This window comes from Streptomyces humidus (genome assembly GCF_014649655.1).
Lineage (GTDB): Bacteria > Actinomycetota > Actinomycetes > Streptomycetales > Streptomycetaceae > Streptomyces > Streptomyces humidus.
The window spans coordinates 103,685-129,948 of sequence record NZ_BMTL01000009.1; the positions used below are offsets into that span (position 1 = coordinate 103,685).

The window sequence follows — 26,264 nt, forward strand, 5'->3', positions numbered from 1 at the left end:
TTGACGGGGTACCTCGTCCGTGGCACTTACCGCACGTACGGCATTCACCTCGTCGCACAGAGTTACGCTCGCTGAATGCACATCAGGCGTTCCCTCCGAAGGTCTCGTGCCGGCGTCACGCTGCTGTCCCTCGCCGCGCTGCTCGTCTCCGGCTGCTCCGCCGACGAGCCGGCCAGCTCCGCCGGCTCCACGGCGGTGGCGGCGCTCGCCGCGCTGCCGAGGGCTACGCCGTCGGCGCTCTCGCCGTACTACAGACAGAAGTTGAGCTGGCGCGACTGCGGGGTTCCCGGCTTCCGGTGCGCCACCATGAAGGCGCCGCTCGACTATGCGGAGCCGGGCGCGGGCGACATCCGGCTCGCCGTCGCCCGCAAGAAGGCGACGGGTCCGGGCAAGCGGCTCGGCTCGCTGCTGGTGAACCCGGGCGGCCCGGGCGGCTCTGCGGTCGGCTACCTCCAGCAGTACGCCGGCGTCGGCTACCCCGCCGGGGTCCGCGCCCGTTACGACATGGTCGCCGTCGACCCGAGAGGCGTGGCCCGCAGCGAACCCGTGGAGTGCCTCGACGGGCGGGCGATGGACGCGTACACGCAGACCGACACCACCCCCGACGACCAACAGGAGAGAACCCGACTGGTCGACGCCTACAAGAAGTTCGCGGAGGGCTGCGGAGCGCACGCGCCGAAGCTGCTGCGGCATGTCTCCACCGTGGAGGCGGCACGGGACATGGACCTCCTGCGCGCGGTCCTCGGCGACCGGAGGCTGACGTACCTGGGGGCGTCGTACGGCACGTTCCTCGGCGCCACGTACGCGGGCCTGTTCCCGGACCGGGTGGGCCGGCTCGTCCTGGACGGCGCGATGGATCCGTCGCTGCCCGCCCGGCGGCTGAACCTGGACCAGACGGCGGGCTTCGAGACGGCGTTCCGGTCGTTCGCGAGGGACTGCGTGCAACACTCCGACTGTCCGCTCGGCGGGGGCGCGAAGGGCGCGACGCCGGCCCGGGTCGGCGCCGACCTCAAGGCCTTCTTCCGCAGACTCGACGCGCACCCGATCCCCACCGGCGACCAGGACGGCCGCAAGCTCGGCGAGGCCCTCGCCACGACCGGCGTGATCGCGGCGATGTACGACGAGAGCACGTGGGAGCAGCTGCGCGAGGCGCTGACCTCGGCGATCAAGGAGAACGACGGCGCGGGACTGCTCGCCCTCTCCGACGGCTACTACGAGCGCGGCCCGGAAGGCCGCTATGCCAACCTGATGGCGGCCAACGCGGCCGTCAACTGCCTGGACCTCCCGACGGCCTTCGGCACCCCGGAGCAGGTCGAGAAGGCGCTGCCGTCCTTCGAGAAGGCGTCCCCCGTCTTCGGCGAGGGCCTCGCCTGGGCCTCACTGAACTGCGCGTACTGGCCGGTCGGGCCCACGGGTGTGCCCCACCGCATCGAGGCCGAGGGCGCCGCCCCGATCGTCGTCGTCGGCACCACCCGCGACCCGGCGACCCCCTACCCGTGGGCCCGCTCCCTCGCGAGCCAGCTCGCCTCGGGCCGCCTCCTCACCTACGAGAGCGACGGCCACACCGCCTACGGCCGTGGCAGCGTCTGCATCGACTCCGCGATCAACGCCTACCTGCTCCACGGAACCCCTCCGGCGAAGGGAAAGCGCTGCTCATGACCCCACGGTCGGCCCCCCGTCTGCAGCGCCCCGGGCCGGTTCGGAGCACCCTCGGAAACTGTGTAGACTTACCGACGTTGCTGATCGCACCATAGTGCGGACAGCGCGCCGCCTTAGCTCAGATGGCCAGAGCAACGCACTCGTAATGCGTAGGTCTCGGGTTCGAATCCCGAAGGCGGCTCAGAGAAACCCCAGGACTCACTCGCCGTGACCTGGGGTTTCTTGTTTCTGTTGACCTTGGAATCCGGGCCAATCGGGCATGTGTGGTCTGTGTATCGTAATGCGTAGGTCAGAGGTGTGGTTTCTGTGTTGGCGTAGGCGATCTAAGTCTCTGACCTGGCCTTTTGCTTGTTCGGGGCGAGTGGGGTGGGCTCGTGCGAAGGGCCCCGGTGGACAACCGGTGGACAGACGTGCTTGACACTCCATCAGGGGTCTGTCGCTGTCCATGGGACAACAGATGAAATGGACCGATCTCCGACGGGGCGATCGGCGGCGTCGGGACTGTCCGGTCCTGACAGGTCTCACTCCGTCTTGGATCCTTGTCACCCAACGTGGATGCCAGCTGCGGCTCGGACATGGCACTCGGTCTCTCACCACACCAGTCACCTGTGCGGGGAGGCACGCCAGCGACCGGCGGCCTGGCGGGAACGGGTCGCTGAAGGTCTGTCTCATGCTGAATGCACCGGGGAAACGAAAGGCTCCACACCAGTCCGCCGGTCACCTGCCAGAGGGTGAACGTCCGCACCGGCACCCCCAGGGCGCCCGCCATCGGGTTCAGGACCGTGCGCACCACCGGAACGAAGCGGGCCAGCACGATCGCCTTCGCGTAGCCGTAGCGCTCCAGCAGTTCCTCCGCACGTTCCGCGCCCTCGTGCAGGCGGGCCGAGCGGCTGCGGGCGAGCAGGGCGCCGCCCGCTCTTCGGCCCAGGAGATATCCGCACTGTGCGCCGGCCAGCGCCTCGATCGCCGCGGCGACCAGGAGCGGGGCGAGTGACAGCTTCAGGCCGCGGTCGGCGGCGCCGGTGCACAGCAGCCCTGCGGTGAACAACAACGAGTCGCCCGGGAGGAAGAAACCGATCAGCAGCCCGGTCTCGGCGAACAGCACCACACCCACGCCCAGCAGGCCGAACGCGGACCGTTGCCGTCGCGCAGGCCTAATCGCAGGTGTTCGACGCGGAAGAGGGCCTGCTCCAAGAGCCCGGCGACGTGGTTGTCGTAGAGGGCGTAGACGATGGAGCGGCCCCGGCCGACCGGGTCATCGTCCGCCTCGGCGAGTGCTTGCAGCCAGCCCCGCACCCTCGGAGCAGCACCACCGCTCACTTCGTTACAGCGGCTCCATTCCGCCCCTGGCTACGTTCGGGAGGGCGGGCCGGATTCCGGCCCGCCTCCGGCGTTCGCGTGCGTTTCCGCAGCCTCGGGGCCCTCCTTGGAGTCAGCCGAGCTGTGTCAGCTTTGAGTTGCCTCCTGGTGCCGCCGCGTCTGCGGGGGGCAGAGCCGTGGGGTAGAGGCGGACGTCGCTGAGCGCGGCGTTGGCGTACTCGCCGTAGGCGTCCGAGGAGAGGCGGCGGCCCAGTTGGACGGGGCCGGTGGCGTTCCAGTCGGAGTCGAACGGCTTGGTGGCGGTGAGGGCGCCGTTGACGTACAGGAGCAGGCGGTCGGTGTCCGGGTCGTAGACGCCGACCAGGCGGGTCCATTTGCCCGCGACGGCCTTCGTACCGTAGGCGGCGGTCCAGGTGCCGGTGGCCGTGTCTGCGGTACGCCGGCCGAAGGCCCAGACACCGCCGCCGGAGGAGTAGTAGAGCTGGAAGCCGTTGGCCGTGTTCACGGACGGGTCGTCGGACTGGGAGACGAGGGTGGAGTTGCCTCCGTCGAGGGAGTTGAGCTTCACCCATGCCGAGACGGTGAAGCCGTGGGAGGTGTCCACGCCCGGGCCCGTCGTGTCGGCGTAGCCCGTGGTGCCGGTGAGGTTCAGGGCCGGGCCGCGCGTCGCGTCGGTTTTCCAGGAGGCCGCGCCGTGGAGTGTCGCCGGGAGGCCGCCGACGGAGTCGGAGGCGGTCGTGCCGCTGCTGTCCGTGAGGGGCCAGCGGTGGGTTGCCGTGTCGGTGACCGTGCCCAGGGAGACGGGGGACGAGAAGGTGGCCGTGGTGCCGGTGGGTGCGGCGCCCGGGTACTCCGTCAGCTGGCCGGCCGTGTCGGTGGCGTACAGGTCGGGTTTGCCGTCCGGGCCGCCGGAGGCGCTGTTGACATCGCCGGGGGAGGCGACGGTGGGGTACTGCTTGAGGGGCAGGACGACGCCCAGGCCCGTGGCCGGGTGGGTGTTCCAGCCCGGCGTCGTGCCGCCGGTCCAGTTCTGCGCGGCCGTGCCGTTACAGGTGTGCAGTTGGACCTGGGTGCCGTTGGCGGTGCTCTGCTGGGGGTCGTCCAGGCACTTCCCGGACTGTGGGTTGACCAGGCTGCCCGAGGCGCCGGTGGTCCACTTCTGGGAGCCGGTGCCGGTGCACTTGTAGAGCTGGAGCAGGGTGCCGTCGGCAGTGCCGCCGTCGGTGACGTCGAGGCACTTGCCGAGGACGCGCAGAGAGCCGTCGTTGTGCAGGACCCACTGCTGGGACGGCGAGTTGTTGCAGGTGTAGACCTGAATCCTGGTGTGGTCGGCGGTGTGGGCGCTCGCGTCGTCCAGGCAGATCGTGCCGCCGGAGGACGTCTTCACGCCCGCGACGAGCGCCGTGCGGACGGGGGCGTGCAGCAGTTGGGGCAGCAGGGCGGAGCCGGCGACGTCGATCGGGAAGGTGTAGACGGTGCCCGAGGAGTCGTCGCGAGCCCACAGGGTGGGCGTGCCGCCGGTGAGCTTGCCGTTGCCGTCCTCGTCGACGGAGAAGGCGCCACCGACCCGGCCGGGCGCGATCAGGGTCAGGCCCGACCAGTCGCCGTCGCCGAGCAGGAGCGGGTGGCCGAGGTGGTTGATGCCGTAGGACTGGTAGAGCCACAGCTTCTTGTTCTCGACCGTGATCACTGCGGGGTGGTCGGCGTTGCCGTACACGTCTCCGTCGACGACCAGTTGGGAGAGGCTCCAGGGCTTGGCCGGGTCGTAGCCCGCCTCGGCGCAGCGGTCGGCGGGGACGGTGTCGGTGGCCTCGCAGGCGTCCTTGGTCACCACGTCGTAGCGGCGGCCGACGAAACCCGGGAAGGTGGAGTACGGCGTGCGAGGGAAGGAGCCGTCGTCCTTGGGGTCGAGGTCGTTCTTCACGACGTACAGCGCTTGCGTCTTCTTGTTGTACGCGAGCAGGTCGTCGTGGGTGTCGCCGTGCAGGTTGCCGCGATGGGCGATCAGGTAGTCGTTCCAGGTGCCGGTGGGCGCGCCCGCGGCGGTCGAGACGATCACCGGGCTGGTGACCGCGGGCGGGGTGCCGGTGACCGGGCCGTCCTGCGCCGGGACGGGTGACTGGGCGGGGTCGCTGTCGCCGGGGATGAGTTCGAGGTCGCCGGTGCTGGTGGTGGCGAGCAGGTCGGGGCTGCCGTCGCCCGTGACGTCCCCGGGCGCGATCTTGGTTTTCGGGTCCCAGGGTGCGGTGAAGGTGTAGCCGACCGGGTTCTGGGAGAGGTTCCCGGCCCGGTCGACCGCCGCGACGTACAGCGTGTGCACGCCCCAGTTGATGACAGGGGCGCTGACGGTGCCGGAGGCGATGCTGCCGCTCGTCGAGGTCACCTTGGCGGTGTGGCCGGTGGCGGCGGTGGGCTGGCCGTCGAGCTGCCACAGGAAGTGGTCGACGCCGCTGGCCTTGCACCCGGCCGGGTCGCAGGTGTCGGCCGGGGCATTGTCGGCGGCGGAGACCGCGAAGGCGGCCTTGACATCGGCACCCGCGTAGGTGTCGCCGGCGCCGCTGCCCACCGGCGGGAAGTGCGGGTTGTCGGCGATCGTCGGCGTCTGCGGCGGGGTGAAGTCGGTGTCGAACCAGCAGTGGTCGCTGACCTCGGACTTCAGCTTGATGGAAGAGTTGTCCTGGGCGTAGACGTCCCAGCCGTACTCGTGGCCGTCCTTGAGGGTGAAGCCGATCGGTGCGTCGGCGTCCTGGCCGGAGGCCACCATGCCGCTGTCCGGAGTGCCCTTGTCCACGGCGTTGCCGTCGGCGTCGAGGTCGGTGCGGTCCCAGACGTGGTAGTGCGCCTCGGCGTGCTCGCCGGAGATGTGCGTGGTGACGGTGGAGTGCAGCTGGATGTTGCTGCCCGCGTCGCTGTACGTCGTGGCACCGATCCAGCCGGTCGCGGCGGCGCCGGTGACGCAGTCGCCGTCCGCGCCCAGCGGCTTGGGCGTGGTGCGCGGCTTGGTGGGGATGTCCGGCGGGATGTCGAAGACGGTGGTGAGGGTGAGGACCTGCGACATGCGCAGGTAGTCGTCGTTGGAGCCGGTCTTCGACTCGTTGCCGAAGAGGCCGATCGTCCAGGTGCCCTTGTTGCCGTCGGCGATCTTCTGGATCTGCTTGTCCACGCGGAAGGACGCCGTGCTGTTGGAGCAGCTGCTGTTGCCGTTGGCCCCGCTGGGGACGGTGGTCTTCACCGCTGGGTATCCGTTGTCGTCGAGGGTGTCGGGCTGGTGCTCCCAGTCGGTGTTCGCGTTGATGCCGCCCGTGGTGTGCAGGGTGATCGGCTGGTCGTGCGAGCAGTCGAAGCTGGCCGCGAAGGTGGTGCTGACCTTCACCTCGGCCTTGATCACCACCATCGACGGGTCGAGGCCACTGGTGTTGACCGCGTAGTACGACCGCTCGAGCCCGACCCCGCAGGGGCCGCCCCAGCGCTGGTAGCCGACGCCCTCACCGTTGGTCTGGGGCTTGTTGTACTGCGGGGCGTCGGAGCAGGCGGAGCTGGAGTACACCTCGTCGAAGGCGCCGGACTTGCTGGTGACCGGGTTCTCGAACGGGTCGATGTACACGGGGTAGTGCGTGGCAGGGTCGTCGAGCAGCGACGTGTCGGGGGCCAGGGTGATGGCGTCGGCGGCGGTGGTCATGGGGACCTGGCCGATCTGGGCGCCGATGCCGGGGCCGGCGGCGGAGGAGGCGTCCGAGGGGGCCGCGGGGGTGTCGGCGGCGGCCCGCACGAAGGACGCGGGACTTACGGCCGCCGTCGCATCCGACGCGGTCGACGTGCCGGAGTCCCACATCAGAGGGCGTGGACTGGTGTACGACATCGTGCCGTCCATGGCTGTGGCGGTCATGCCGCCCGCAGGGGTTGCCGCCAGGTCGAGGCCGTCCGTGTCCGTCGCCACCGTGAGCGTGCGCACGCGCGGATCGGCGGCGGCCTGTGCGTCGTGAACGATCAGTACGTCGCTGAAGCCGCCCTGGTCCGTCACCGAGACCGACAGGTCGACGCCGGGCAGCACGGAGGCGTACAGCGCCGTGTCGCCGCTGACCCGGGGGGTGGGCAGGGCGAAGGGCATGGTCAGACTCATGCTGTGCCCGGCCGGATCGGTGAGCGTGGCCAGCGGCCCACCGCCTCCACCGGAGAGGCGTACGCCGCTGGGCGTGGCCTTGGGGGAGTAGGTGCCATCGGCACGGGCGACGAGAGTGGCGTCCACCGGCACCCAGTCGCCATCCCTCTGTACCCGCACCGGCAGGATGGTCGACGTCGTGATGAAGGTGCCGTCCGGCTGGGCGGTCACGGTGTCGGTCTCGCTGGTGAGCGCGTCGACCGGTACGGCTGTGCCGTCGGCGACCGCCTTCGCCTGGGCGACGAGCAGCGGATCGGTGGGGCCTGACGGGTCGTCGGCGGTGACCGCGCCGGCCGGGACGGTGAGCGCGCCGAGCAGCACACCGGCCACGGGAAGCAGCGCCAGTCTGCGGACGGATGACGACAGCACGGAGTAACCCCTTCGCACAGCGGACAGAGCAGATGCGAGATCTGCGACCATCCGCGCCCGAAGCGGCCCGCGGCCGGACGATGGTCAGGACGTCGGCGGCGGGGCGTGCGGCGGTGATGTTCGCTCCCCCGGCACAGAACGTACACAGCAAAAGCCAAAATCGAACACGCATTTGTCATGGTCTTGGCAAAAAGTCTTGAGGCTGGGTCAATTCGGTTCCTAGCCTCCCTTCCTGGATCACGCCGACCACGTGACTGTTCAGACAGCGGACGTCCATGTCCGTTTCATACGGGGGGACTTCACACGGTGGGTGTGCGAAGAACGCTGACGCTCGTCTCTGCCCTTTTCACCGCGATGGTGCTGCTGGTGACCGGGGCGGTGGCGCAGGACGGCATCGGGCCGTACGTCTTCCACGGCGACTTCTGGAAGCCGAAACCGCTGCCGGAGACCCCCGCCGTCGGCGACCACGAGTTGACCCGTCCGAAGACCGTCCGTCCCAAGGGCTACCGTCCGCTGACCGGATACACAGCCGTCGGCAAGTCCGGCTGGCCGAAGGCAGGTTCGCACACGGTCGCCCTCAAGGACGAGCCCAGCAAGGCGGGTTCGCTGCCGGTGTGGGTGGCGTCGGCGGGCAGGCAGCGGAGCGCTCCCCAGGTCGGCGTCCGACTTGCCTCCCGCGCCCAGGCCCTGCGCGCCGGCGCCGACTCCGGTCTCCTCGTCGGACTGGGTGCCACCAAGTCCCTTACCGACAAGGTGAGTGTCGTCATCGACTACTCCGCCGTCGCCAAGGCCTACGGCGGCGGCTACGGCTCCCGGCTCACCCTCACCCGGCTCCCGGCCTGTGCCCTGACGACCCCTCAGCGTGCGGAGTGCCGTACCGCCACACCCCTGAAGGCCGTCAACCGGGCCACCGCCAACCAGCTCACCGCGACCACCACCGCCGACTCGGCGATTGCCGTCACCTCGGGCAGCCGGGGCTCGCAGGGCGACTACTCGGCGACCTCGCTGACCCCCGAAGGAACGTGGCAGACCAGCGGCACCGGTGCCTACACCTACTCGTATCCCGTCCAGGTACCGGCGGGGCTCGGAGACACCGGCCCGTCGGTGGCGCTGTCGTACGACTCGCAGTCGGTGGACGGGGAGACCTCGGCCCGCAACTCGCAGGCGTCCTGGATCGGCGACGGCTGGGGCTACCAGCCGGGCTTCGTGCAGCGGACGTACCGTTCGTGCGGCTCGCTGCTCGACTCCGACGGGAAGAAGATCCTCAAGGGTTCGGGTGACCAGTGCTGGGGCGGCGGCAACGCCACCGTATCCTTCGGCTCCCACTCCGGCGTCCTCGTGCCCACCGCCACTTCCGGAGTACCGGGCGAAACAAGGGAGTTCCGGCTCCAGGGCGACGACGGCACCGTCGTGCAGGAACTGTCGGGTGCCGCCAACGGCCTGTACGACGGCACCTACTTCCGGGTCCTGACCACCGACGGCACCGCCGCCTACTTCGGGGCCGACCACTCACCGACCGGCCCCGGCACCAAGGGCCTGGCCTCCTCGAACTCCGGCGACGACTCCACGCACGCGGCCTGGGGCGTCCCCGTTCTGCACCCACGATCCTCCGACCCCTGCCACAGCGACTCCGACGGCAAGAAGTCGCGCTGCGACAAGCCCGAGGGCTGGCGCTGGAACCTGGACTTCGTCGTCTCGCCAAACGGCTTCGTGCAGCGCTACGACTACTCCACCGAGACCGGCTACTACGACCTCGGCGGCGGCCAGGCGGCAGCGACCGACGACCGTGACGACACCGGCACCCTCACCTCGTTCACCCGCGGCGGAACGCTCACCTCCATCTCGTACGGCTACACGCTGGACGACGAGCAGGCGGGCCGTACCCCGTCCTCGCAGGTGGTGTTCGCCTCCAAGCAGCGCTGCCAGACCACGTCCTCCTTCACCGACTGCTCGGCCGGGAACCTGGACGACAACACGGCGCCGCACTGGCCGGATGTGCCGTGGGACCTGCACTGCGACGCGACCGACAAGACCAAGCTGCCGGACGACGCCACCAAGGTCCCCACCGACGTGTGCATCGTCTCGTCGCCGACGTTCTGGTCCACGACCCGGCTGGACACCATCACCACCAAGGTGCGCGTCAAGGACGGCGACACCGACAAACTGGTCCCGGTCGACTCCTACGCCCTCGGGCAGGTGTACTCCGACGCGGGCGGTACGGTCGACCCGGTCACCGGAACCACCGTCGACCCCAAGGACGCGGGCTCGCTCCAGGCCGTGATGTGGCTACAGTCCATCAAGCACACCGGCAAGGGCACCTACGGCAACGGCAACAGCGACATCACACTGAACCAGGTGTCGTTCACCGGCACAGAGATCGACAACCGGGTGGACGACGACTCGCCGTCCGCCCCTCCGCTGTACCGGCCGCGGATCTCCAACATCCAGACGGAGACCGGCGAGTCGATCACCGTCGAGTACAACCAGACCCCGTGCGCGGGCAAGACGCTCGACATCGAGCACGCCGATTCCAACACCAACTCCTGCTACCCCGTGTACTGGACGGTCCCAGGCGCCTCCAAACCGATCGCCGACTGGTTCAACAAGGTCACCGTCCACAGCGTCACCGCCGCCGACCTGACGATCGCCGCGCAGTACAACCCGGACGCCTCCAAGATCCCGGCGGGCTCCGAGGCGCACGTCTACACCTACGCCTACTCGGGTGCCGCCTGGCACCGCGACGACTCCGACCTCACGGACGACCAGTACCGCACCTGGGACCAGTTCCGCGGCTTCCGCACCGTCACCGTGCGCACCGGAAAGGCGCCCGAGCCGGTCACCCAGCTGACCACCACCTACCTCCAGGGCATGGACGGCGACTACAAGGCCGACGGCAGCCGCCGCTCCGTCAGCGTGGACGCCACGGTCGGCGGCAAGACCGTTGAGACGGTCACCGACGCCGACCAGTTCGCCGGAACCGCCCTGCAGTCGGACACCTACACCGCCTCCGGCGGCACGGTGAACGCCTCCACTGTCAACGGCCCGTTCGCCTTCACCACCACGGCGCACGCCGACCGCACCTCGTGGACCGCCTGGACCCAGGAGGACCACCCGGGCGAGACCGCACCGGACAAGGCCACCCTGCCCGACCTCACCGCCCGACGGGTCAAGTCCGCCCAGACGCACGGCTACGCTCTCCTCGCCGACGGAACCTGGCGGCACACCCGCACCGACACGGCCTACGACGACCGGGGCCGTGTCCAGACGGTCGACGCGCACGGCGACGTCTCCGTGGCCACGCAGGAGAAGTGCAGCACCACGCAGTACGCCGACCCGGCCTCCTCGGCCGGCAACACCATGCTGCTCGCCTACCCGGACCGCATCACCGCGGTCTCCGGGCCGTGCGGCACCAAGGCCGGCGCCGACACGCTGCTCTCCGACAAGAAGGTCTACTACGACGGCGACGGTTCCGTCACCGCCCTCGGCGCCTACGGCATGGTCGCCCAGCCGCACGTCACGGGCACCCAGGTCGCCACCGGCTTCGCCACCGACGGCACCGAGAACTGGCGCACCACCAGCGGTATCGCCTACGACGGGGCGGGCCGCGTCACCGACGCCCTCGACGCAACCGGCAAGGGCACCCACACCGACTACCTGCCCAAGTGGAGCAGCGCGGGCGGGAACACCAACCCCACCAGCATCGTCTCCACCAACCAGAAACAGTGGAAGGTCACTTCCACCCTCGACCCGCTGCGCGGCCAGCCTCTGCGCAACGTCGACGCCAACGACCGCGTCACGGACATCACCTACGACGCCCTCGGACGCCGTACCGCAGTCTGGCTGCCCGGCCGCGACAAGGCGACGCAGAGCGCGGACATGACGTTCGCATACTCCATCAACCCCGGCGCGGTGCCCGCCCCCGGCGGCACCATCACCAAGCCCGGCGACCCGACCTCCGTCACCACGCGCACCCTGCGCGAGGACGGCACCTACGCCACGTCGATCAGCATCTACGACGGGATGCTCCAGCCCCGCCAGGCCCAGACGACCGCCGACGGCGACTCCGACTCCGGCCGGATCATCTCCGACACCTTCTACGACTCCCACGGCTGGCCCAGCGCCTCGTACGCCCCCTACTCGGAGCCGGACCACACCCCGTCCGCCACCCTGTACGCGGCCAACGAGAACGAGATCCCCGCCGAGACCACCACGACGTACGACGGCCAGGGCCGCGCCACCACCGGCACCCTGTGGCACCAGGCCGTCAAACAGTGGAGCACCTCCACCGCCTACCCCGGCGCCGACGAGACCGACTCCACCCCGCCGGCCGGCGGCCGGGCGACCGCCGTGTATACCGACGCCCTCGGCCAGACGGCAAAGTCGGTGGTGCGCAACACCGGCGCGACGGTCACGCTCAAGGGCGGCAGCATCATCCCGTCCGGCACCTCGCTGACCTCGGGCAGCGTCCGTCTGACCATGCAGGCCGACGGCAACCTGGTCCTCTCCGCGCTGGCGACCGGCAAGACCGTCTGGTCCTCCGGCACCAGCGGAAACCAGGGCGCCTACGCCCAGTTCGGCGCCGACGGCAACCTCGCCGTCTACACCCCCGCCGGCACCTCCAAGTGGACGACCGGCCTGACCGCGACCACCGGCGCCACCCTCCAGGTCCGGGCCGACTCCACCCTCGCGGTCGTCGCGAGCGACGGCACCGCCGTGCTCTGGAAGCAGGGCACCGCAGGCGCGGTTCCCGCCGCCGACGCCACCACCCGCTACACCTACACCCCCGCCGGACAGATCGACACGATCAAGGACAGCGCGGGCAACACCTGGTCGTACAGCTACGACCCGCTCGGCCAGAGGACCTCCCAGACCGACCCCAACACCGGGACCACGAGCTTCGACAAGTACGACGTGCTCGGCAACCTGCTCCAGTCCACCGACGCGCGCGGCCAGGTGCTGTCGTACGCCTACGACTGGGACAACCGGCTCACCGCGACATACGCGGCCCCTTGGTCGGCCACGCCCGACCCCGCCAAGCAGCAGATCTCCCGGGTCTACGACACCCTCCTCAAGGGCTACCCGACGTCCTCGACCCGCTACCTGGGCGGCGCGAACGGCAGCGCCTACACCGAGGCCGTCACCGGCTACAACACCGCCTACCAGCCGCTGGGTTCGACCCTCACGATCCCGTCCGCGGACGGCTTCCCGGGCGCCGCGGGCAAGGACAGCGGCACGGTCACGTACAGCCTGGCCTCGACCTACACACCCACCACGGGCCTGCTCGCGACTACCCAGTACCAGGCGGACGGCGGCCTGCCCGCTGAGCGCATCGGTTACGGCTACACCCAGCAGGGCGCGCTGGACGGCTTCGGCGGCTACATCAACGCCGCCAACACCCCGTCCTACCTGGACGGCACGGTCCACGACCCCTTCGGCCGCGTCCTGCAGACCAACTACGGCCCCACGGGCAAGGAACTCGCGACCTTCGCCCAGTACGACGCGACGACCGGCCGGGTCACCCAGACGTCCAGCATGCTGCAGACGTCCACCACGGCCCTGGACGTCGTCAACTACCGCTACGACCAGACCGGCCAGCTCACGGCGACGGACGACCTCCAGAACAACACCACCCACGACACACAGTGCTTCAGCTACGACTCGTTCCAGCGGCTGACCGCCGCCTGGACGGACACCGTCGGCATCACCGGCTCGGGCACCGCCCCGGTCGGCGCGGTCGGCGGCTGCGCCACGGCCTCCGTGCAGACGAGCGCGGCCCCGGTGAAGACGAAGACGGTCGGCGGCCCGGCGCCGTACTGGCAGACGTACACCTACGACCTGCTGGGCGACCGCACGGGCACGGTGAACCACGACTCGGGCGGCAACGCACTCGCGGACACCACCCAGGCGACGACGTACCCGGGGCTGGACGGTACGGCCGCCGCCACGCACCCGGACCAGGCGGGCGCGACCACGACGACCAACCCGGGCACGGGCACGGCCACGCAGACCCCGACGTACACCGACGCGACGACCGGCAAAAATGCGGGCAACACGGCCAGCCGGGCGACGAAGACCACGGGCCCTCTGACGACCGGCTTCACGCTCACCGGCGGCGGAAAGCTGTGCGTGGAGGAGACCGGCTCGGGCTCCAAGGTCGAGGTCAACACCTGCAGTTCGTCCGCCGCCGCCCAGCAGTGGACGATCGGCACCGACGGCGCGGTGAAGGCGGCCGGCTTCTGCCTGGACACGGCGGCCAACTCGACGACATCCGGCGCGGGCGTGGTCGCGGACGCCTGCTCCACCGACGCCACCCAGAAGTGGCGCGTCACGTCGACCGGGACCCTGGTCAACGCGGCCAAGAGCACCCTTTGCCTGACCGACCCGAGCGCCAGCGCGACGAAGGGCACCCAGCTCACCGCCACCACCTGCGGCGGCAAGGGCCAGACCTGGACGACGGTCACGACGGGCGCGCTCCCGGCGGGCCAGACCCAGACGTTCACCTACGACGCCGAGGGCCGTACAGCGACGGTCACCACACCGTCCGGCACCACCAGCCGTACCAGCACCTACCTGTACGACGCGGACGGCGGCCTGCTGGAGCAGACCGCGTCCGTCGGGGGCGCCGACAAGACGCGTGTCCTGTACCTCTTCGGCGGCGCGGAGCAGCTCACGCTGGACGTCGCGGCGAAGACGTGCACAGCACTGCGGTACTACGCGGGGCCGGACGGGACGCGGATCACCCGCTCCAGCTCGGGGTCGGTCACCTATCAGGTGGCGACCTCCCAGGGCACGGCGACGACGGCCGTCGACGCCTCCACCCTCGCCGTGACCCGCCGCTTCTACGACCCGTACGGCAACGCGCGCGGTACCCAGCCGTCGGCGTGGGTGGCGGCGGACGAGAACCACGGCTACCTGGGCAAGCCGTCGGATTCGGTCACGGGACTGGACCTCCTGGGGGCCCGGAACTACGACCCGGCCCTGGGCCGCTTCCTGACCCCCGACCCGGTCTTCGAGTCCGGCGACCCCAACCAGATGGGCGGCTACAGCTACGCAGGCGACAACCCGGCGACGCAGTCCGACCCGTCGGGCCTGTGCCCCAAGGACATCTGTGACGGGTACGGGCAGAACACCGGCACGACGTCGAGCAACTCCGGCGGGGACGACACCACTACCTCAAGCGGCGACACCGGCGGCGGCAGCGGCAGCAGCGGTGCTTCACCGACTCCGTCGCCTTCGCCGGGCGCGCCGCCCACTCCGGGGCCGTACCCGCCGGCCCCGCACAACTTCGTCACCGCTGTCGTCGTCAGCCTCGTCAAGACGGCGTACGACCTGGTCAACTGTGAGTTCTGGCTCAGCGGAGGCGGCGCGGACCACGACGCTTCCTGCCAGACGGCCGGCGGTGTCGTCTCGGGCGGCGGTCTCGAAGGCGGTGGTCTCGGAGCCGCCGAGCGCGGTGTGGTGGGCGACGCGGAAGGGGCGGCGGAGGGAGTCGTCGAGGGCGACGCTGCCGCCGCGGCGGGCGCTGGTGCCAAGGCCGTCGACGAGGCCGCCTCCGACGTCGCGGACCTGGCGGCGCTCAAACGCGCCAACGCCCAAGGACAGGCCGAGAAAGCCGAAGCAACTGCAGCCAAGCCCAGCGACATCGATACCGGTGTGCCAGGCAAACCCATAAAGACCAGCACTCCCAAGAAGGTCTACAGAGGTGAGCGGGGGGCCGATCGGGGACCGGACCACATCTTCAAGCAGGGATTCGATGCCAAGGACGGCACAGCAACCCTGAAAGACTACGTGTGGTACAAGCAGTCTGCGAACGTCGTCAGCACATCAACCCGCCGCACGTCGGCTGCCGGGTTCACGGTCGACAAGCAGAAGGGGATATGGGACGGCTGGATGTACGAGATCCGGTCACCCGAGGAGGGTATTGATGTCAATGCCACCCTCGGCAACCAATCAGTCTTCCATGGAGAGTACGAGATAGCCTACGTCAGCAGAATCGATGCAAAGTACATCTATCGCGCTCGTCCGTATCGAGGGCTTATGCCCTCGGGTGACTGGGTCTACAATCCGAACTTTGAGGGCAAGCGATGAAAGAGTCAGTGGACCTGCCGGTGGTGGGGGCGGATGGCCACTCGGCCGTCTGGGTTTTCGAATGCGTCAGCGGAGACACCTTCAGCATCGTCACGCACGATATTGCGGGCGCCGAGCGGCGCGGCTCCGGTTCCGACTGGTTTGATGCACTGAGGAGCCTCCGGATTTCCTTGCATGCGGATGGATACCAGGTTTTGTGCGCAGGATCAATGGTGAACGCGCGCCCATCTGGCATGCTGAGCGATACGACTCAAGGTGAATTCGTCTATCTACTCGAGCCGAACCGGGAGGCAAGAAAGAAGGCCTGGATATTCGCCCCGGCTAGCCTGAGTGATGTCGGTACTGTGGTGGAGCAGGATGAATTCTATGAGCGATGGCTTGCGAATCCAGCGAAGTCCCGGGTTTTTCGCAGCCTGATGGATCTTTTCCGGGAATATTATCACCGACTGAGGTATCGATGATTTGACCATTGTTCCCTTGGGGATCATCTGGTCAGGTACGGCAGCGTTGGCGACGGGATCTATGGCTCCTCGCCACCTCAAATGCAATGGGGTGTCTAACACGAACTGTGGCGAAGCCACCCGGCCTGGCGGCGGGACTTGCGAGGCCGCCGGAGGGGTTCGATTTCTAGGTCCCGTGAGACGGCGAAGTGGCGCCTTGGCCCAAGCGCGGAGGCGCTCATGCGATTGATCGATGTGGAGATCGGCCGGTACGACTGGGCGTCGTTCGAGTGTGGCTGTACGAAGTCGGCTGTACATCTGGCCGGTGATCTACGGCGGCTGGCCAAGGCCCAGTCTGAGGAGGAAGCGCGGGCGCTGCACATCGAGAACCACGCCCTGATTCAGTCGATCCCGCAGCAGCCGGCGGAAGCCGTCGCCTCGGTGCTGATGGCGGCGCTCGCGGGTGAACTGTCCCCCGGGGCGAGGTTCGTGTGCCTGGATCTGCTCGGTGCGCTGGTGTTCAACGACGGCGAGCTCGGAGGAGAGGTGCCAGGAGATCGCCCGGCAGGGGTTGTGGCTGCTGTACCGGGATGTGTGGACGGGTGCCTCCCCTGGCATCGTCGCCAACGCTTACTACGTCCTGAGGGCGATCGAGACGGATGAGGAACGGCTGTATGCCTACCGGGACTCGGGTCGGATCAAACTGCCCGACTATCTGACCGGCTGAACCTCCGGACAGGTCGCTGGGTTTCGCTCACACGGAGTTGGAGCACGGCTGGGACGCGATTCGGTGCGAGACTGCCGGCGCGCGCTGAAGTGGGACGGGGCGATGGGGAGTGCACAACATGGGCATCAGAGCGTCGCTGATCCAGGCCGAACGGGTCGACTGGGCTTCCCTGCGGTGTGGCTGCGGCAAGACCGGCGCGCATATCCCCGAGACCTTCGCGGCCTTGGTCGAAGCGACGACGCCGCAGGAGGTGGCGGAGGCATCCCTAGAGGGCCACGTCTACATCCAGTCGCTCCTCTTCGAGGTGGCGGTTCCCGTCTCCTCGATGGTCGTGGCGGCCCTGAACGAGCCCCTCTGGGAGGATGTACGCAGCAGGCTCCTGGACGACCTCGGCGCTTGTGTCGGCGGGGAGTCCCACTGGACCGAGGTTGAGGCAGGCGCAGTTGAGATCGAGATCGACTGCCAGATCGCGGCCCGGGAGGGCCTCTGGACGCTCTACCAGGAATACGCGACCGGCCGGGCGCTGCTTGCGAGGCTCGTCCTGGATGTGGTGGACAACGATCGGGAACGCTTCGAGTATTTCGACGCCAATCTGAAGGGTCGGATTCAGAAGCGGGCGAAGCGTCACGGACCGACAGGCTGGTGAAGCAGGTGAGCTGCTCACCAGCGTGATCATGGCGAGTGAGGAGCCTGGACCTGACGGGTGCCGTCTCGCCTGTGCGAATTCCGCAGCCTGATCTCGCATGTCGTCAATGATGGATAACTCATCCCGGCGCAGCCGTTTCGTCAAGTGGTGGGGAGCGCATGGGGAGCCGGACGCCTTCGGACCGTGTAGACAGCAACCGCGGCTGAGCGAGTGGCATCAGAGGGAGACGATCAGCGCCAACACGGCAGTCAGGTAGTGGCCGTGGATCGCCGGGCGGTGGTGACGCACCCTTCCTCCCAGTGCCACCATCCCTCGGCCTCGCCGTGCTCCAAGAGGTGGGTACTGGCCTGCACAAGGTCTGACTCCTTGTTGGTGAATGGTCGAGTCCCAGGCCCTGGGCCAGCGGTGGAGTCGCTGAGCCCGGGGCCATCTACGGGGTGCCGCTCAGGCAGACTTGGCAGTCATGCCGCGTTCTCGGGCGAGGAGCTCGACGATCTCGTGGAGACGGAACTTCGGGTCGGGAGCCTCGGCGATCATTTCGGTGAGCAGGTTGTTGAAGTCGTCCAGTGCGGGGCTGCCGAGCCCGGCCGCGTTCATCGCGGCGTGCCCTTCCTGGAGTTGCCCGATGATGCGGGCGGCGTCGGTGTTGACGGCGGTCGTCATGCCGGCACCTCCGCCCGCTCGGATCCGGTCTCGCAGAGGACACAAGTGAGCGTGTCCCACACCTGGTCGGGGTCCCCGGTCTCCAGGATCATCCCGGCTGCCACGTCGAGGGCCTTGTCGATACGCCCGCCGTTGTTCTCCTTCTCTACGTCGATGGCGCGCAGTACGCGGACAACGTGGGGGCGGGCCGCCGCATGCGCGGCGGGCAGCCGGTCGGTGGCATCCGCCAGGTCCCAGCCAGCCGGGACCTGGTACGCGGCCGGGCTGTCGTCGTAGGTGACGACCCTGGGAGTGCTTTTGCCGCTACCCAGGTGGACGTCCAGGCGGAGCAGGGACGCTTCCCGGAACAGGGCGGTGATGCCCGGGCTCATGCCGTCGAGGATCACCTCGCGGACGGCGTACCCGTGCCGGCGCAGCGAGATGCGGGCGAGGCAGACGGCGGTGCCGGGGTTGGCGAGGTGCCTGTCGTAGACGAGGGTGGCGGTGCCGTCGGCGGGGCTGAGGTCGCGGATGACGGCGGCCTTGCCGGGGGAGGTGGTTCCGCGTCGGACCGTGAGGGTGAGGTCGAGGGGGATCGTGGCGGTCACAGTGTCACCTCGGTCTGCTTGGTGGGGATACGGGTCGTGACGAACGGCGCTGGCATGCCAGGCACCGGTACCCCGAGCGCCTGGGCGAGCAGGTACCGGGCGACGGTGTCGTGCTCCAGTTCGCTGCGCCCGGTCGGCATGGTGAGCCGCAGCTCACCCGTCTTGCGCTGGACGATGACGGCGCCGAAGAACGTCCGGTCGGTGATCGGGGAGTCGGCGAGGGTGACGCCCAACTCGTTGATGAGCACGGGTAGGGGGGTGTCCATCAGGTGGTCGGCGGACGGCTTCGTGGCGGAGATGGTCACAGCGTCACCTCCGTGGCTTTGTCGGTGTACAGCTGGCGGAGGCGAAGGAAGATGTCGCCCGCGAGTTCCTTGGCTTTCTCCGGGATGTACACGCCCGGGAGGGCCTTCCGCATCGCCTCGTCGACCGCCCCGGGGAGGACGGCGGCGGGCCGGTCGAGGAACGCGGTGGGGGTGGCGGCGGTGGCCTTGTCGAAGTCGGAGAAGGTCATACCGGCATCACGCCCTGGTGGGCGAGGAGCGCGCGTACGGCCCACAGGCGGGTGGAGGGAGCCAGTCCGGCGGCGACAACGAGGAGACGGGTGCCGTCCTTGTGCTGCAGGTAGTGCCCGTACAGGCCGTCGAATGGACCTTCCAACTCCACGACCTGGATGCCATGCGCAGCGGTGAGCATCTCGAACGCGGTGGTGGGGTCGTTGATGGCAGCCATGATGCGGGCGACGTCCTGCTCGACACGGGCCTGCATTTCTGCGTCGAGATCGAGGGCTTCGGGCTGTTGAGGCAGAGAAGCCAGGTACTTGGCGACGCCGACGGGAGTAACGCTTGCTGCTGTTTTCGCCATGGTCTTGCTCCTTCGATGCAGGAGTTGGGTCCAGACCTCGGGACCGTTGACGTAACCACCGGCCGAGGGCGTTCTGCTTTCGGTGGTAGTCGCCCTGACGAGGGCGGAACAGGCGTCCTTCTCCGTTCGGGGGACGCTGCCCCCGAGACCGATTACCGCCTTGCTATGAAGTGCGTAGAATGCTCCTTTTTTGGGGATCTTGGACGACTGCTAGACCGGGGACGAGAACCGCGGTATCGACGTCGGCCGGTGCGGCCTCGGCGAGCTCCACCTTGAGGCTCGGGGCGCAGGCATTCATCGAGACGGGGCGAGGCCGTGGGCCTTGAAGAAGCGGGTGATCTCAGCGAGGTCCGGGGCCTACCGCGACGGGGTGCGGAAGACGCGCCATGTGCCGTAGGTGCCGGCGGGTAGCTGGTCGAGGACCTTCTTCGCGGCGCGCTCGCCACGGTCAGTGCGGCGGGCCTGGTCGGCGGCGCGCTCGTACTCGCGGGCGGCGACCTCGATCTGCTCGACCGGGGGGATCTCGCCGACCTCTTCCAGGCCAGCCGGGTTCGGGGCCTCGACGATCGCGGTCTCGGCTTGGTCGGCAATGAGGGCGGCGGAGGCGACGACGGAGCGGACCACGTCGATGATGGTGCCGACTTGCCCCGCACCGGATGAACGGTGCGGGGATGTGAGAAGAGCGTCTTCGCGTCGCAAGGTCGGTGCGCTGGACGCCCTTCTATCGCCGGGGCCAGAACTGGAGTCCCGCCCGATGGAGCCCGGCCCAGCCCGCCGCCGGGCCTTCCTGGGGCCAGAATGGGGCCGGAAGGACAGGGAAACCCCGGGAGTGATCACCAAACCCGGGCGCCCGATTGCGTGGAGCTCTTCAGTCGCGGGTTTCGATGATCGTGCCCTCGCCGACCGGCTGCCGGGCCTCTTCCTGCTTCGGGGCGCGTTTCTCAGACTCAGTGAGTGTCGGGCTCCGGGTCCGGCAGGGGGAGTTCGTCGAGGTCGAGGGGGAAGGTGCGGCCGTCGGCCAGGGGGATGGGGAGCCTGCCTGTGCCGTATGCGCGGGTGTGGGCGGTGCTGTAGCCGCTGGAGGTGGGCTCGGTGTGCAGGACGACTTCCCGGGCGTAGGGATCCACGACGAGGTAGACGGGGATGCCGTACCGGCCGTACTTCGCGGTGCAGTCGTCGTAATCCTTGCGTGCCGAGGGCGTGGAGACGACCTCCGAGATCAACAGGACGTCCTCGAAGCTGTAGCGCTTGCCCTCCTGCGCGCGTCCTCGCGCAGGATGGCCAGGTCGGGGGCGGAGTTCTCGTCGGCAGGGAAGTCGATGTAGACGTCCGAGGTGACCTTCGCGTGACGGCCGAGGGCGAGAGAGTCGATCTGCATCGACCTGATCGTGCTGGAGTGCTCTTCGCTCTGCGGGGTCATGATGATCTTTCCGTTTGCGCCGAAGAACACCACGTATCCCGCGGGGAACTCGGTGTGCGTGATCGCGTCGACACTCATGGACGGTGCTCCTTCCCGTGTGCCGTCATGATACGGCGGACAGAGCCGTCCCACGGGTGGACTTCCGTGGCGTGCGCGCACCACAGGGGGGAACCGGTCCGCACGAGCGGACGCCGTGACGCGGGGCGTGAGCTGGGCCCGTAGGTGTTCGGACCCAACAGCTGGCGTTGGGTGACCTCCAGGGGCGGCGGGCACCTTCCGGCTGGCCATGGGGTGGCCGGACGCCTTTGGACGTTGCGGAACGAGGTACCTGCGTCCGCTACGACGCATGTGGTTTGATCAGGCACAACGGCATCTGGCGGCATTAGTCGTCACCAGGGCCGGGCGGGCTGGATGAGCACCAGATCGGCCGCTGTCCCGCCTGGGCCCGCTGGTCACCCTCGCGATGCCGGCCCACGCCTTCCTCGCCGTCGCCCGCGCCGACGAACACGCACAGCGGCCCACGCCGGACGACGTGATCCCGCTGTCCTGCGACGAGATCTGCCGCCTGTTCATCGCGCTCGTCGTCCGGCCCGCCCGCGACACGGCCCACTCACTTGCCTGGTCCGACTGGGGCCGCCCACCAGGCACGATCACGCACCAGTTGCTACGGGAGGCGAACCGCATCCCTCACATCAAGATCACCAACTACGGCTGGAGTGGTCAGTGGTGGTGGCTTTGATGTCCAGTGGATGGGGGGCTTTGTCTGAGTCGGACAACTCGGCGATTCGAGACCCGCTGCTTCGGGAGTACCCGATCCGGTGGCCGCTCGGTGGCCGGACGCCTTTGGACGGGGCAGCATGAAGTAGCAGAGGGCAACCTGCCGCAAGTTCTCTGATCAGGCACGACATCACTCGGCGGCATCACGCAGTACCCGGCAGCCCGATCCCTCACGGTCTCGTAATGCGTAGGTCTCGGGTTCGAATCCCGATGGCGGCTCCGAGGTGAACCCCAGGTCAGTCCTCTGACCTGGGGTTTCTTGCTTTGGGTGACCTTGGAATCTTGGCAAATCGGGCACTGTCTGCCTGTGATCGTAATGCGTAGGCCAGAGGTTTGGTTTCTGTGAGGAGATCGACGATCGGGCCTTCTGACCTGGTCTTTTGCTTGCTCTGAAGGGACCCATCACGCTTGCGTGATGGGTCCCGATGGACAACCGGTGGACAGCTGTGCGTGACACTCCATCAGGGGACTCTTGTTGCCCTGCGGCGATGGGTGAAATCCACTGGTCTCCGATAGGACGATAGGCGTCGTCGGGACTGTCCGGTCCGGACAGATCTCACGTCCGGCTCGGGTCCTGGCGATGATGGGCCGTGACCAGGCAAGGGCATTGAAGGGGCGGCTGCGTCGGTCCATGCGCGAGCGTCGTCCTTTCAGAGCAGGATCAGCTCTTCGGATTCGGTGCCCCCAACGCCCTGGATGCCAAGAGGCGCGGCCCTGTCGGCGCCGGGCAGTTGCCGCTCGAATCCCGACCGTTCGTGAAGTCCCCGACGATCACCATGGAGATGTCGAGAGCGAGGTATGGGGGTGACGGGCAGCGGAGTGTCCGTCACCTGGGCGCTCAGGTCTCAGGTGGAACTCGTAGAGGCCGTGCGCCATCGGCTCCGGCTGTGCGACCTCATTGTCGAGGACGGCACGCAGTTCCTCTGCGGACTGGGGTGCGAGGCGGTAGACCCCGTGGACGCTGACCGACCGCTACGACTCGTTCCAGCGGCTGACCGCCGCCTGGACGGACACCGTCGGCATCACCGGCTCGGGCACCGCCCCGGTCGGCGCGGTCGGCGGCTGCGCCACGGCCTCCGTGCAGACGAGCGCGGCCCCGGTGAAGACGAAGACGGTCGGCGGCCCGGCGCCGTACTGGCAGACGTACACCTACGACCTGCTGGGCGACCGCACCGGCACGGTCGACCACGCCACCACCGGCAACGCGCTGGCGGACACCACCCAGGCGACCTCCTACCCCGGCGTCGACGGTACGACCGCCGCCACCCGCCCCGACCAGGCGGGCGCGACCACGATCGCCAACCCGGGCACGGGCACGGTCACACAGACCCCGTCGTACACGGACGCGGCAACCGGCAAGAACGCTGGCAACACGGTCACCCGCGCGACAAGGACGACGGGCCCCGTCACGACCGGCTTCACGCTCACCGGCGGCGGCAAGCTGTGCGTGGAGGAGACCGGCTCGGGCGCGAAGGTCGAGGTCAACACCTGCAGCGCCTCGTCGGCGGCCCAGAAGTGGACCATCGGCGCGGACGGCACGGTTCGCGCGGCGAGCCTCTGCCTGGACACGGCGAGCAACTCGACCACGTCCGGCGCCGGGGTCGTCGTCGACACCTGCTCGACCGACGCCACCCAGAAGTGGCGGGTGACGTCGACCGGCACCCTCGTCAACGCGGCCAAGAGCACCCTGTGCCTGACCGACCCGAGCGCCAGCGCGACGAAGGGTACCCAGCTCACCGCCGCCACCTGCGGCGGCAAGGGCCAGATCTGGTCGACCGTCACGACGGGCGCGCTCCCGGCGGGCCAGACGCAGACGTTCACCTACGACGCGGAGGGCCGTACCGCGACGGTGTCGACGCCGTCGGGCACGACGACCCGCACAAGCTCCTATGTGTACGACGCCGACGGTGACCTGCTGGAGCAGACCGCGTCGGTCGGCGGCACCGACAAGACGCGGGTCCTGTACCTCTTCGGCGGCGCGGAACAGCTGACGCTGGACGTGACGGCGAAGACGTGCACGGCGCTGCGGTACTACACGGGGCCGGACGGGACGAGCGTCACCCGCTCCAGCTCCGGGGCGGTCACGTACCAGGTGGCCACATCCCAGGGCACGGCCACGACGGCCGTCGACGCCTCCACCCTGGCGGTCACCCGCCGCTTCTACGACCCTTACGGCAACCCGAGGGGCACGAAACCGTCGACGTGGGTGGCGGCGGACGAGAACCACGGCTTCCTGGGTCAACCGGCAGACTCGGTCACAGGCCTGGACCTGCTGGGAGCGCGCAACTACGACCCGACCCTGGGCCGCTTCCTCACGCCCGACCCGATCTTCCAGGCGGGCGATCCCAACCAGATGGGCGGGTACACGTACGCCGCCGACAACCCGGCGAGCAGCTCCGACCCGACGGGATACGACGACTGGTACAACGACCCGTCGATGAACAAGTGCGTCATCGACTGCGGTCCGACGCCTTCCCCGTCACCCGCGCCTGCGCCCACCAGCACCTCCAGCGGCGGCACTGGCAGCTCCACTGCGCAGCCGTCTCCCGGGGTCACCCCTCCGGCGACGCCGCCCGACCCGAACGCCGCCCCCGACCTCCTCTACAGCAGCTTCGAGGACATCGGTCTGGCGATCCGCTCCCTGTCCGTCTGCGAGTTCTGGCTCACGGGAAGCGGACCGGACCACGACCAGGCCTGCCAGGTGGCCGGCGGCGTCGTCTCCGGCGGAGGCATGGAAGGCAGCGGCATCGGAGCTCTCGAGCGCGGTGCCGCGGGCGAGGGGGAGAGCGCGCTCGTCAACACGGCCAGGGGCGGAGCCGACGCCGACGCGGCGGCCGCGGCCGGAGCGGCCGCGAAGGGCGTCAACGAAGCGGCCGCCGACACCGCGGACCTCGCCGCCATCAAGCGCGCGAACGCCCAGGCGCGGGCGGAGCAGGCGGAGGCCGCCTCGGCCGCGCCGAGCAGCCCTGCCACGGGAGCACCCGCTACCCGGCCTGCCCGGGTTACGCCGCGCGGGGCCGGAAGCGCCAAGCGACCGCCCGCCGTCAAGCACATTCCCGCAGCGGACGGCTGGACACCTGAGGGGCAGCTTGAGGCGGCCGGAAACATGGTGCCCGACTTCGCCGTCAAGCATGCGAAAGGCAACCAGCCGATGAACCGGGCGTACGTTGGCGGCTACCACACGGAGACCGGGGATATCGCGCTGGCCTCGTCCGGAGGCGGCGGTGCCCCCGGCGGTATCGGCCCGACGTGTGGCTTCTGCGCCGAAGGTAATGTGGTGCGGGCTCTCGGTGGCGATCCGGGACTGGTGCGGTTCACACACGCGTACGAGGTGGTGGTTAACGATGGCGCCTTCTCAGCCAGAGTGAAGCCCGTGTGCAAGAGGTGCCAGAGCGATTTCCCCACCCGCGATTACTTCGTGTCGGGTATCACACATGAACCCGGCGGCGACTGGGACGAGTTGCACGGATGACGATCGAAGTGGAAGCGCGCATGCGATTGATCGATGTGGAGATCGACCGGTACGACTGGTCGACGTTCGAGTGTGGATGCGGGAAAACGGCCGCGCACCTCGCCGATGACCTGAGACTGCTCGCTGAGGCACAGTCCCGGGAGGGGGCACGTGCTCTCCGCATCGACGACCACGCGCTGATCCAGTCGTTCCCGCAGGAGCCGGCGGTGCCCGTCGCCGCCGTCCTGATGGCAGCACTGTCAGGTGACCTGGCTGTCGGCGCGCGGGTCGTGTGTCTGGATCTGCTCCTCCGGCTCGTCGATACCGACGACGAGGACTCGGCGGAGACGTGCCAGTCCATCGCACGGCAGGGGCTCTGGGGGCTGTATCGGGACCTGTGGTCCAACACCCACCCCGACCTGGTGATCTACGCCTACCTCGTCCTCAGAGTGATCGAGACTGACGAGGAACGGCTGCGCACCTACCGGGATTCGGGCCGGATCCAACTGCCCGACCATCTGGCCGACTGAAACTTTGAACACGTCGATGGGTCTCGCTCGAACGGATGTGGCCAGGCACAACCGGGACGCGACCCCGTGCGGCCGCGGTCACTCCGCTCAGCATCTGGTCGGCACTGATGACGACGAATCATCTGAGATGTGCCAGCAGATCGCGCGGCAGGGGCTCTGGGTGCTGTACCGAGACCTGTGGTTCGGCGCCTCGCGCGGCATTGTCGGCTACGCCTACAAGATCCTGCAGGTGATCGAGACCGATGAGGATCGACTCCGCGCCTACCGGAACTCGGGGCAGCTCAACCTGCCCGACGACCTCGTCGGCTGATCGGACGGTGCACCGCCGGTCGATGCCGGTGACTCTCGTGCGTGCTGAGTTGAAGCGGCATGACTGGGACGCGATCCCGTGCGGCTGCGGTCACCCCGCGCGGCAACCGGTCGGCACCTTGGAGATCATCCTCGCCGGCGGCGCCTCCGGCGCCGTGCGAAGCCCGGCTCGTCCATAGGGTGTACCTCGGTGCCCGCAGCACTGCAGCCAAGGCGTGCGCCGATGACGTGCTGGACATCGTGGAGTGGGAACCG

The 26,264-nt window shown here is 68.9% G+C and carries 17 protein-coding genes, 1 tRNA gene and 2 pseudogenes; 10 read left to right on the forward strand and 10 right to left on the reverse strand.

Annotated features, from left to right (window positions below):
* The first annotated feature begins 75 nt into the window (after nucleotides 1-75).
* Both IE239_RS12830 and IE239_RS12835 read left to right on the forward strand, forming a co-directional pair.
* Nucleotides 76-1,659, forward strand: coding sequence for an alpha/beta hydrolase (locus IE239_RS12830; protein WP_190149392.1), 1,584 nt, complete (start codon nucleotides 76-78; stop codon nucleotides 1,657-1,659).
* Nucleotides 1,660-1,766: 107 nt separating this feature from the next.
* A tRNA-Thr gene (locus IE239_RS12835) sits at nucleotides 1,767-1,840 on the forward strand.
* A gap of 513 nt (nucleotides 1,841-2,353) precedes the next feature.
* On the opposite strand, the pseudogene IE239_RS12840 reads toward IE239_RS12835, so the two are convergent.
* A pseudogene (locus tag IE239_RS12840) lies at nucleotides 2,354-2,782 on the reverse strand (DedA family protein); the annotation flags it as partial.
* 309 nt (nucleotides 2,783-3,091) lie between these two features.
* Entirely contained in the window at nucleotides 3,092-7,507 is a 4,416-nt protein-coding gene (locus tag IE239_RS12845; protein WP_190149393.1) for a LamG domain-containing protein, read from the reverse strand.
* Between the two features lie 306 nt (nucleotides 7,508-7,813).
* Between IE239_RS12845 and IE239_RS12850 the strand changes: the two genes are divergently transcribed.
* The 4 genes from IE239_RS12850 (at nucleotide 7,814) to IE239_RS12865 (ending at nucleotide 17,408) form a co-directional block, all read left to right on the forward strand.
* Nucleotides 7,814-15,595 (forward strand): ricin-type beta-trefoil lectin domain protein, encoded by a 7,782-nt coding sequence (locus IE239_RS12850; protein WP_190149394.1) that lies wholly within the window; start codon nucleotides 7,814-7,816, stop codon nucleotides 15,593-15,595.
* Nucleotides 15,592-16,056: a hypothetical protein gene (locus tag IE239_RS12855; RefSeq protein WP_190149395.1), complete on the forward strand. Its 465-nt coding sequence runs from the start codon at nucleotides 15,592-15,594 to the stop codon at nucleotides 16,054-16,056. The genes IE239_RS12850 and IE239_RS12855 overlap by 4 nt, the downstream gene beginning before the upstream one ends.
* A 219-nt stretch (nucleotides 16,057-16,275) precedes the next feature.
* On the forward strand, nucleotides 16,276-16,698 hold the full coding sequence (locus tag IE239_RS12860) for a hypothetical protein (RefSeq protein WP_190149396.1): 423 nt from the start codon (nucleotides 16,276-16,278) through the stop codon (nucleotides 16,696-16,698).
* A 182-nt stretch (nucleotides 16,699-16,880) separates the two neighbouring features.
* Nucleotides 16,881-17,408 (forward strand): hypothetical protein, encoded by a 528-nt coding sequence (locus tag IE239_RS12865; protein WP_190149397.1) that lies wholly within the window; start codon nucleotides 16,881-16,883, stop codon nucleotides 17,406-17,408.
* A 444-nt stretch (nucleotides 17,409-17,852) separates the two neighbouring features.
* Here IE239_RS12865 and IE239_RS12870 read toward each other — a convergent pair whose 3' ends face one another.
* From IE239_RS12870 to IE239_RS42040, 8 genes are all read right to left on the reverse strand, one after another.
* Entirely contained in the window at nucleotides 17,853-18,071 is a 219-nt protein-coding gene (locus tag IE239_RS12870) for a hypothetical protein (protein WP_190149398.1), read from the reverse strand.
* Nucleotides 18,068-18,658, reverse strand: coding sequence for a hypothetical protein (locus IE239_RS12875; RefSeq protein WP_190149399.1), 591 nt, complete (start codon nucleotides 18,656-18,658; stop codon nucleotides 18,068-18,070). The genes IE239_RS12870 and IE239_RS12875 overlap by 4 nt, the downstream gene beginning before the upstream one ends.
* A complete protein-coding gene (locus IE239_RS12880) occupies nucleotides 18,655-18,963 on the reverse strand; it encodes a hypothetical protein (RefSeq protein WP_190149400.1) in 309 nt (102 codons plus the stop codon). Before IE239_RS12880 ends, IE239_RS12875 begins: the two co-directional genes overlap by 4 nt.
* A complete protein-coding gene (locus IE239_RS12885; protein WP_190149401.1) occupies nucleotides 18,960-19,172 on the reverse strand; it encodes a hypothetical protein in 213 nt (70 codons plus the stop codon). Before IE239_RS12885 ends, IE239_RS12880 begins: the two co-directional genes overlap by 4 nt.
* Complete coding sequence (locus tag IE239_RS12890) at nucleotides 19,169-19,522, reverse strand: hypothetical protein (protein WP_190149402.1); 354 nt, start codon at nucleotides 19,520-19,522, stop codon at nucleotides 19,169-19,171. The genes IE239_RS12885 and IE239_RS12890 overlap by 4 nt, the downstream gene beginning before the upstream one ends.
* Nucleotides 19,523-19,879: 357 nt before the next feature.
* Nucleotides 19,880-20,146: a hypothetical protein gene (locus IE239_RS12895; RefSeq protein WP_190149403.1), complete on the reverse strand. Its 267-nt coding sequence runs from the start codon at nucleotides 20,144-20,146 to the stop codon at nucleotides 19,880-19,882.
* Between the two features lie 323 nt (nucleotides 20,147-20,469).
* Nucleotides 20,470-20,745, reverse strand: a complete 276-nt coding sequence (locus IE239_RS42035) for a Uma2 family endonuclease (RefSeq protein WP_229878058.1) — start codon at nucleotides 20,743-20,745, stop codon at nucleotides 20,470-20,472.
* Nucleotides 20,742-21,020, reverse strand: coding sequence for a hypothetical protein (locus IE239_RS42040; RefSeq protein ID WP_229878059.1), 279 nt, complete (start codon nucleotides 21,018-21,020; stop codon nucleotides 20,742-20,744). The genes IE239_RS42035 and IE239_RS42040 overlap by 4 nt, the downstream gene beginning before the upstream one ends.
* A 323-nt stretch (nucleotides 21,021-21,343) precedes the next feature.
* Here IE239_RS42040 and IE239_RS12905 point away from each other — a divergent pair.
* From IE239_RS12905 to IE239_RS12920, 4 genes and pseudogenes are all read left to right on the forward strand, one after another.
* Nucleotides 21,344-21,625, forward strand: a pseudogene (locus IE239_RS12905) (IS701 family transposase); the annotation flags it as partial.
* A 1,193-nt stretch (nucleotides 21,626-22,818) separates the two neighbouring features.
* On the forward strand, nucleotides 22,819-25,191 hold the full coding sequence (locus tag IE239_RS12910) for a ricin-type beta-trefoil lectin domain protein (protein ID WP_190149405.1): 2,373 nt from the start codon (nucleotides 22,819-22,821) through the stop codon (nucleotides 25,189-25,191).
* Between the two features lie 20 nt (nucleotides 25,192-25,211).
* A complete protein-coding gene (locus IE239_RS12915) occupies nucleotides 25,212-25,700 on the forward strand; it encodes a hypothetical protein (RefSeq protein WP_190149406.1) in 489 nt (162 codons plus the stop codon).
* 127 nt (nucleotides 25,701-25,827) lie between these two features.
* Nucleotides 25,828-26,010 carry a hypothetical protein gene (locus IE239_RS12920; protein WP_190149407.1) on the forward strand — a complete coding sequence of 61 codons (183 nt, stop codon included), beginning with the start codon at nucleotides 25,828-25,830 and terminating at the stop codon, nucleotides 26,008-26,010.
* The last annotated feature ends 254 nt before the right edge of the window (nucleotides 26,011-26,264 follow it).

Bases quoted from the DNA above. Each gene is read 5' to 3' on its own strand.
- IE239_RS12915 (WP_190149406.1), top strand. From the start codon at position 25,212: ATGCGATTGATCGATGTGGAGATCGACCGGTACGACTGGTCGACGTTC.
- IE239_RS12865 (WP_190149397.1), top strand. From the start codon at position 16,881: ATGGGCATCAGAGCGTCGCTGATCCAGGCCGAACGGGTCGACTGGGCT.
- IE239_RS12890 (WP_190149402.1), bottom strand. From the start codon at position 19,522: ATGGCGAAAACAGCAGCAAGCGTTACTCCCGTCGGCGTCGCCAAGTAC.
- IE239_RS12920 (WP_190149407.1), top strand. From the start codon at position 25,828: ATGTGCCAGCAGATCGCGCGGCAGGGGCTCTGGGTGCTGTACCGAGAC.
- IE239_RS12870 (WP_190149398.1), bottom strand. From the start codon at position 18,071: ATGACGACCGCCGTCAACACCGACGCCGCCCGCATCATCGGGCAACTC.
- IE239_RS12885 (WP_190149401.1), bottom strand. From the start codon at position 19,172: ATGACCTTCTCCGACTTCGACAAGGCCACCGCCGCCACCCCCACCGCG.
- IE239_RS12830 (WP_190149392.1), top strand. From the start codon at position 76: ATGCACATCAGGCGTTCCCTCCGAAGGTCTCGTGCCGGCGTCACGCTG.
- IE239_RS42040 (WP_229878059.1), bottom strand. From the start codon at position 21,020: ATGAGTGTCGACGCGATCACGCACACCGAGTTCCCCGCGGGATACGTG.
- IE239_RS12855 (WP_190149395.1), top strand. From the start codon at position 15,592: ATGAAAGAGTCAGTGGACCTGCCGGTGGTGGGGGCGGATGGCCACTCG.
- IE239_RS12860 (WP_190149396.1), top strand. From the start codon at position 16,276: ATGCGATTGATCGATGTGGAGATCGGCCGGTACGACTGGGCGTCGTTC.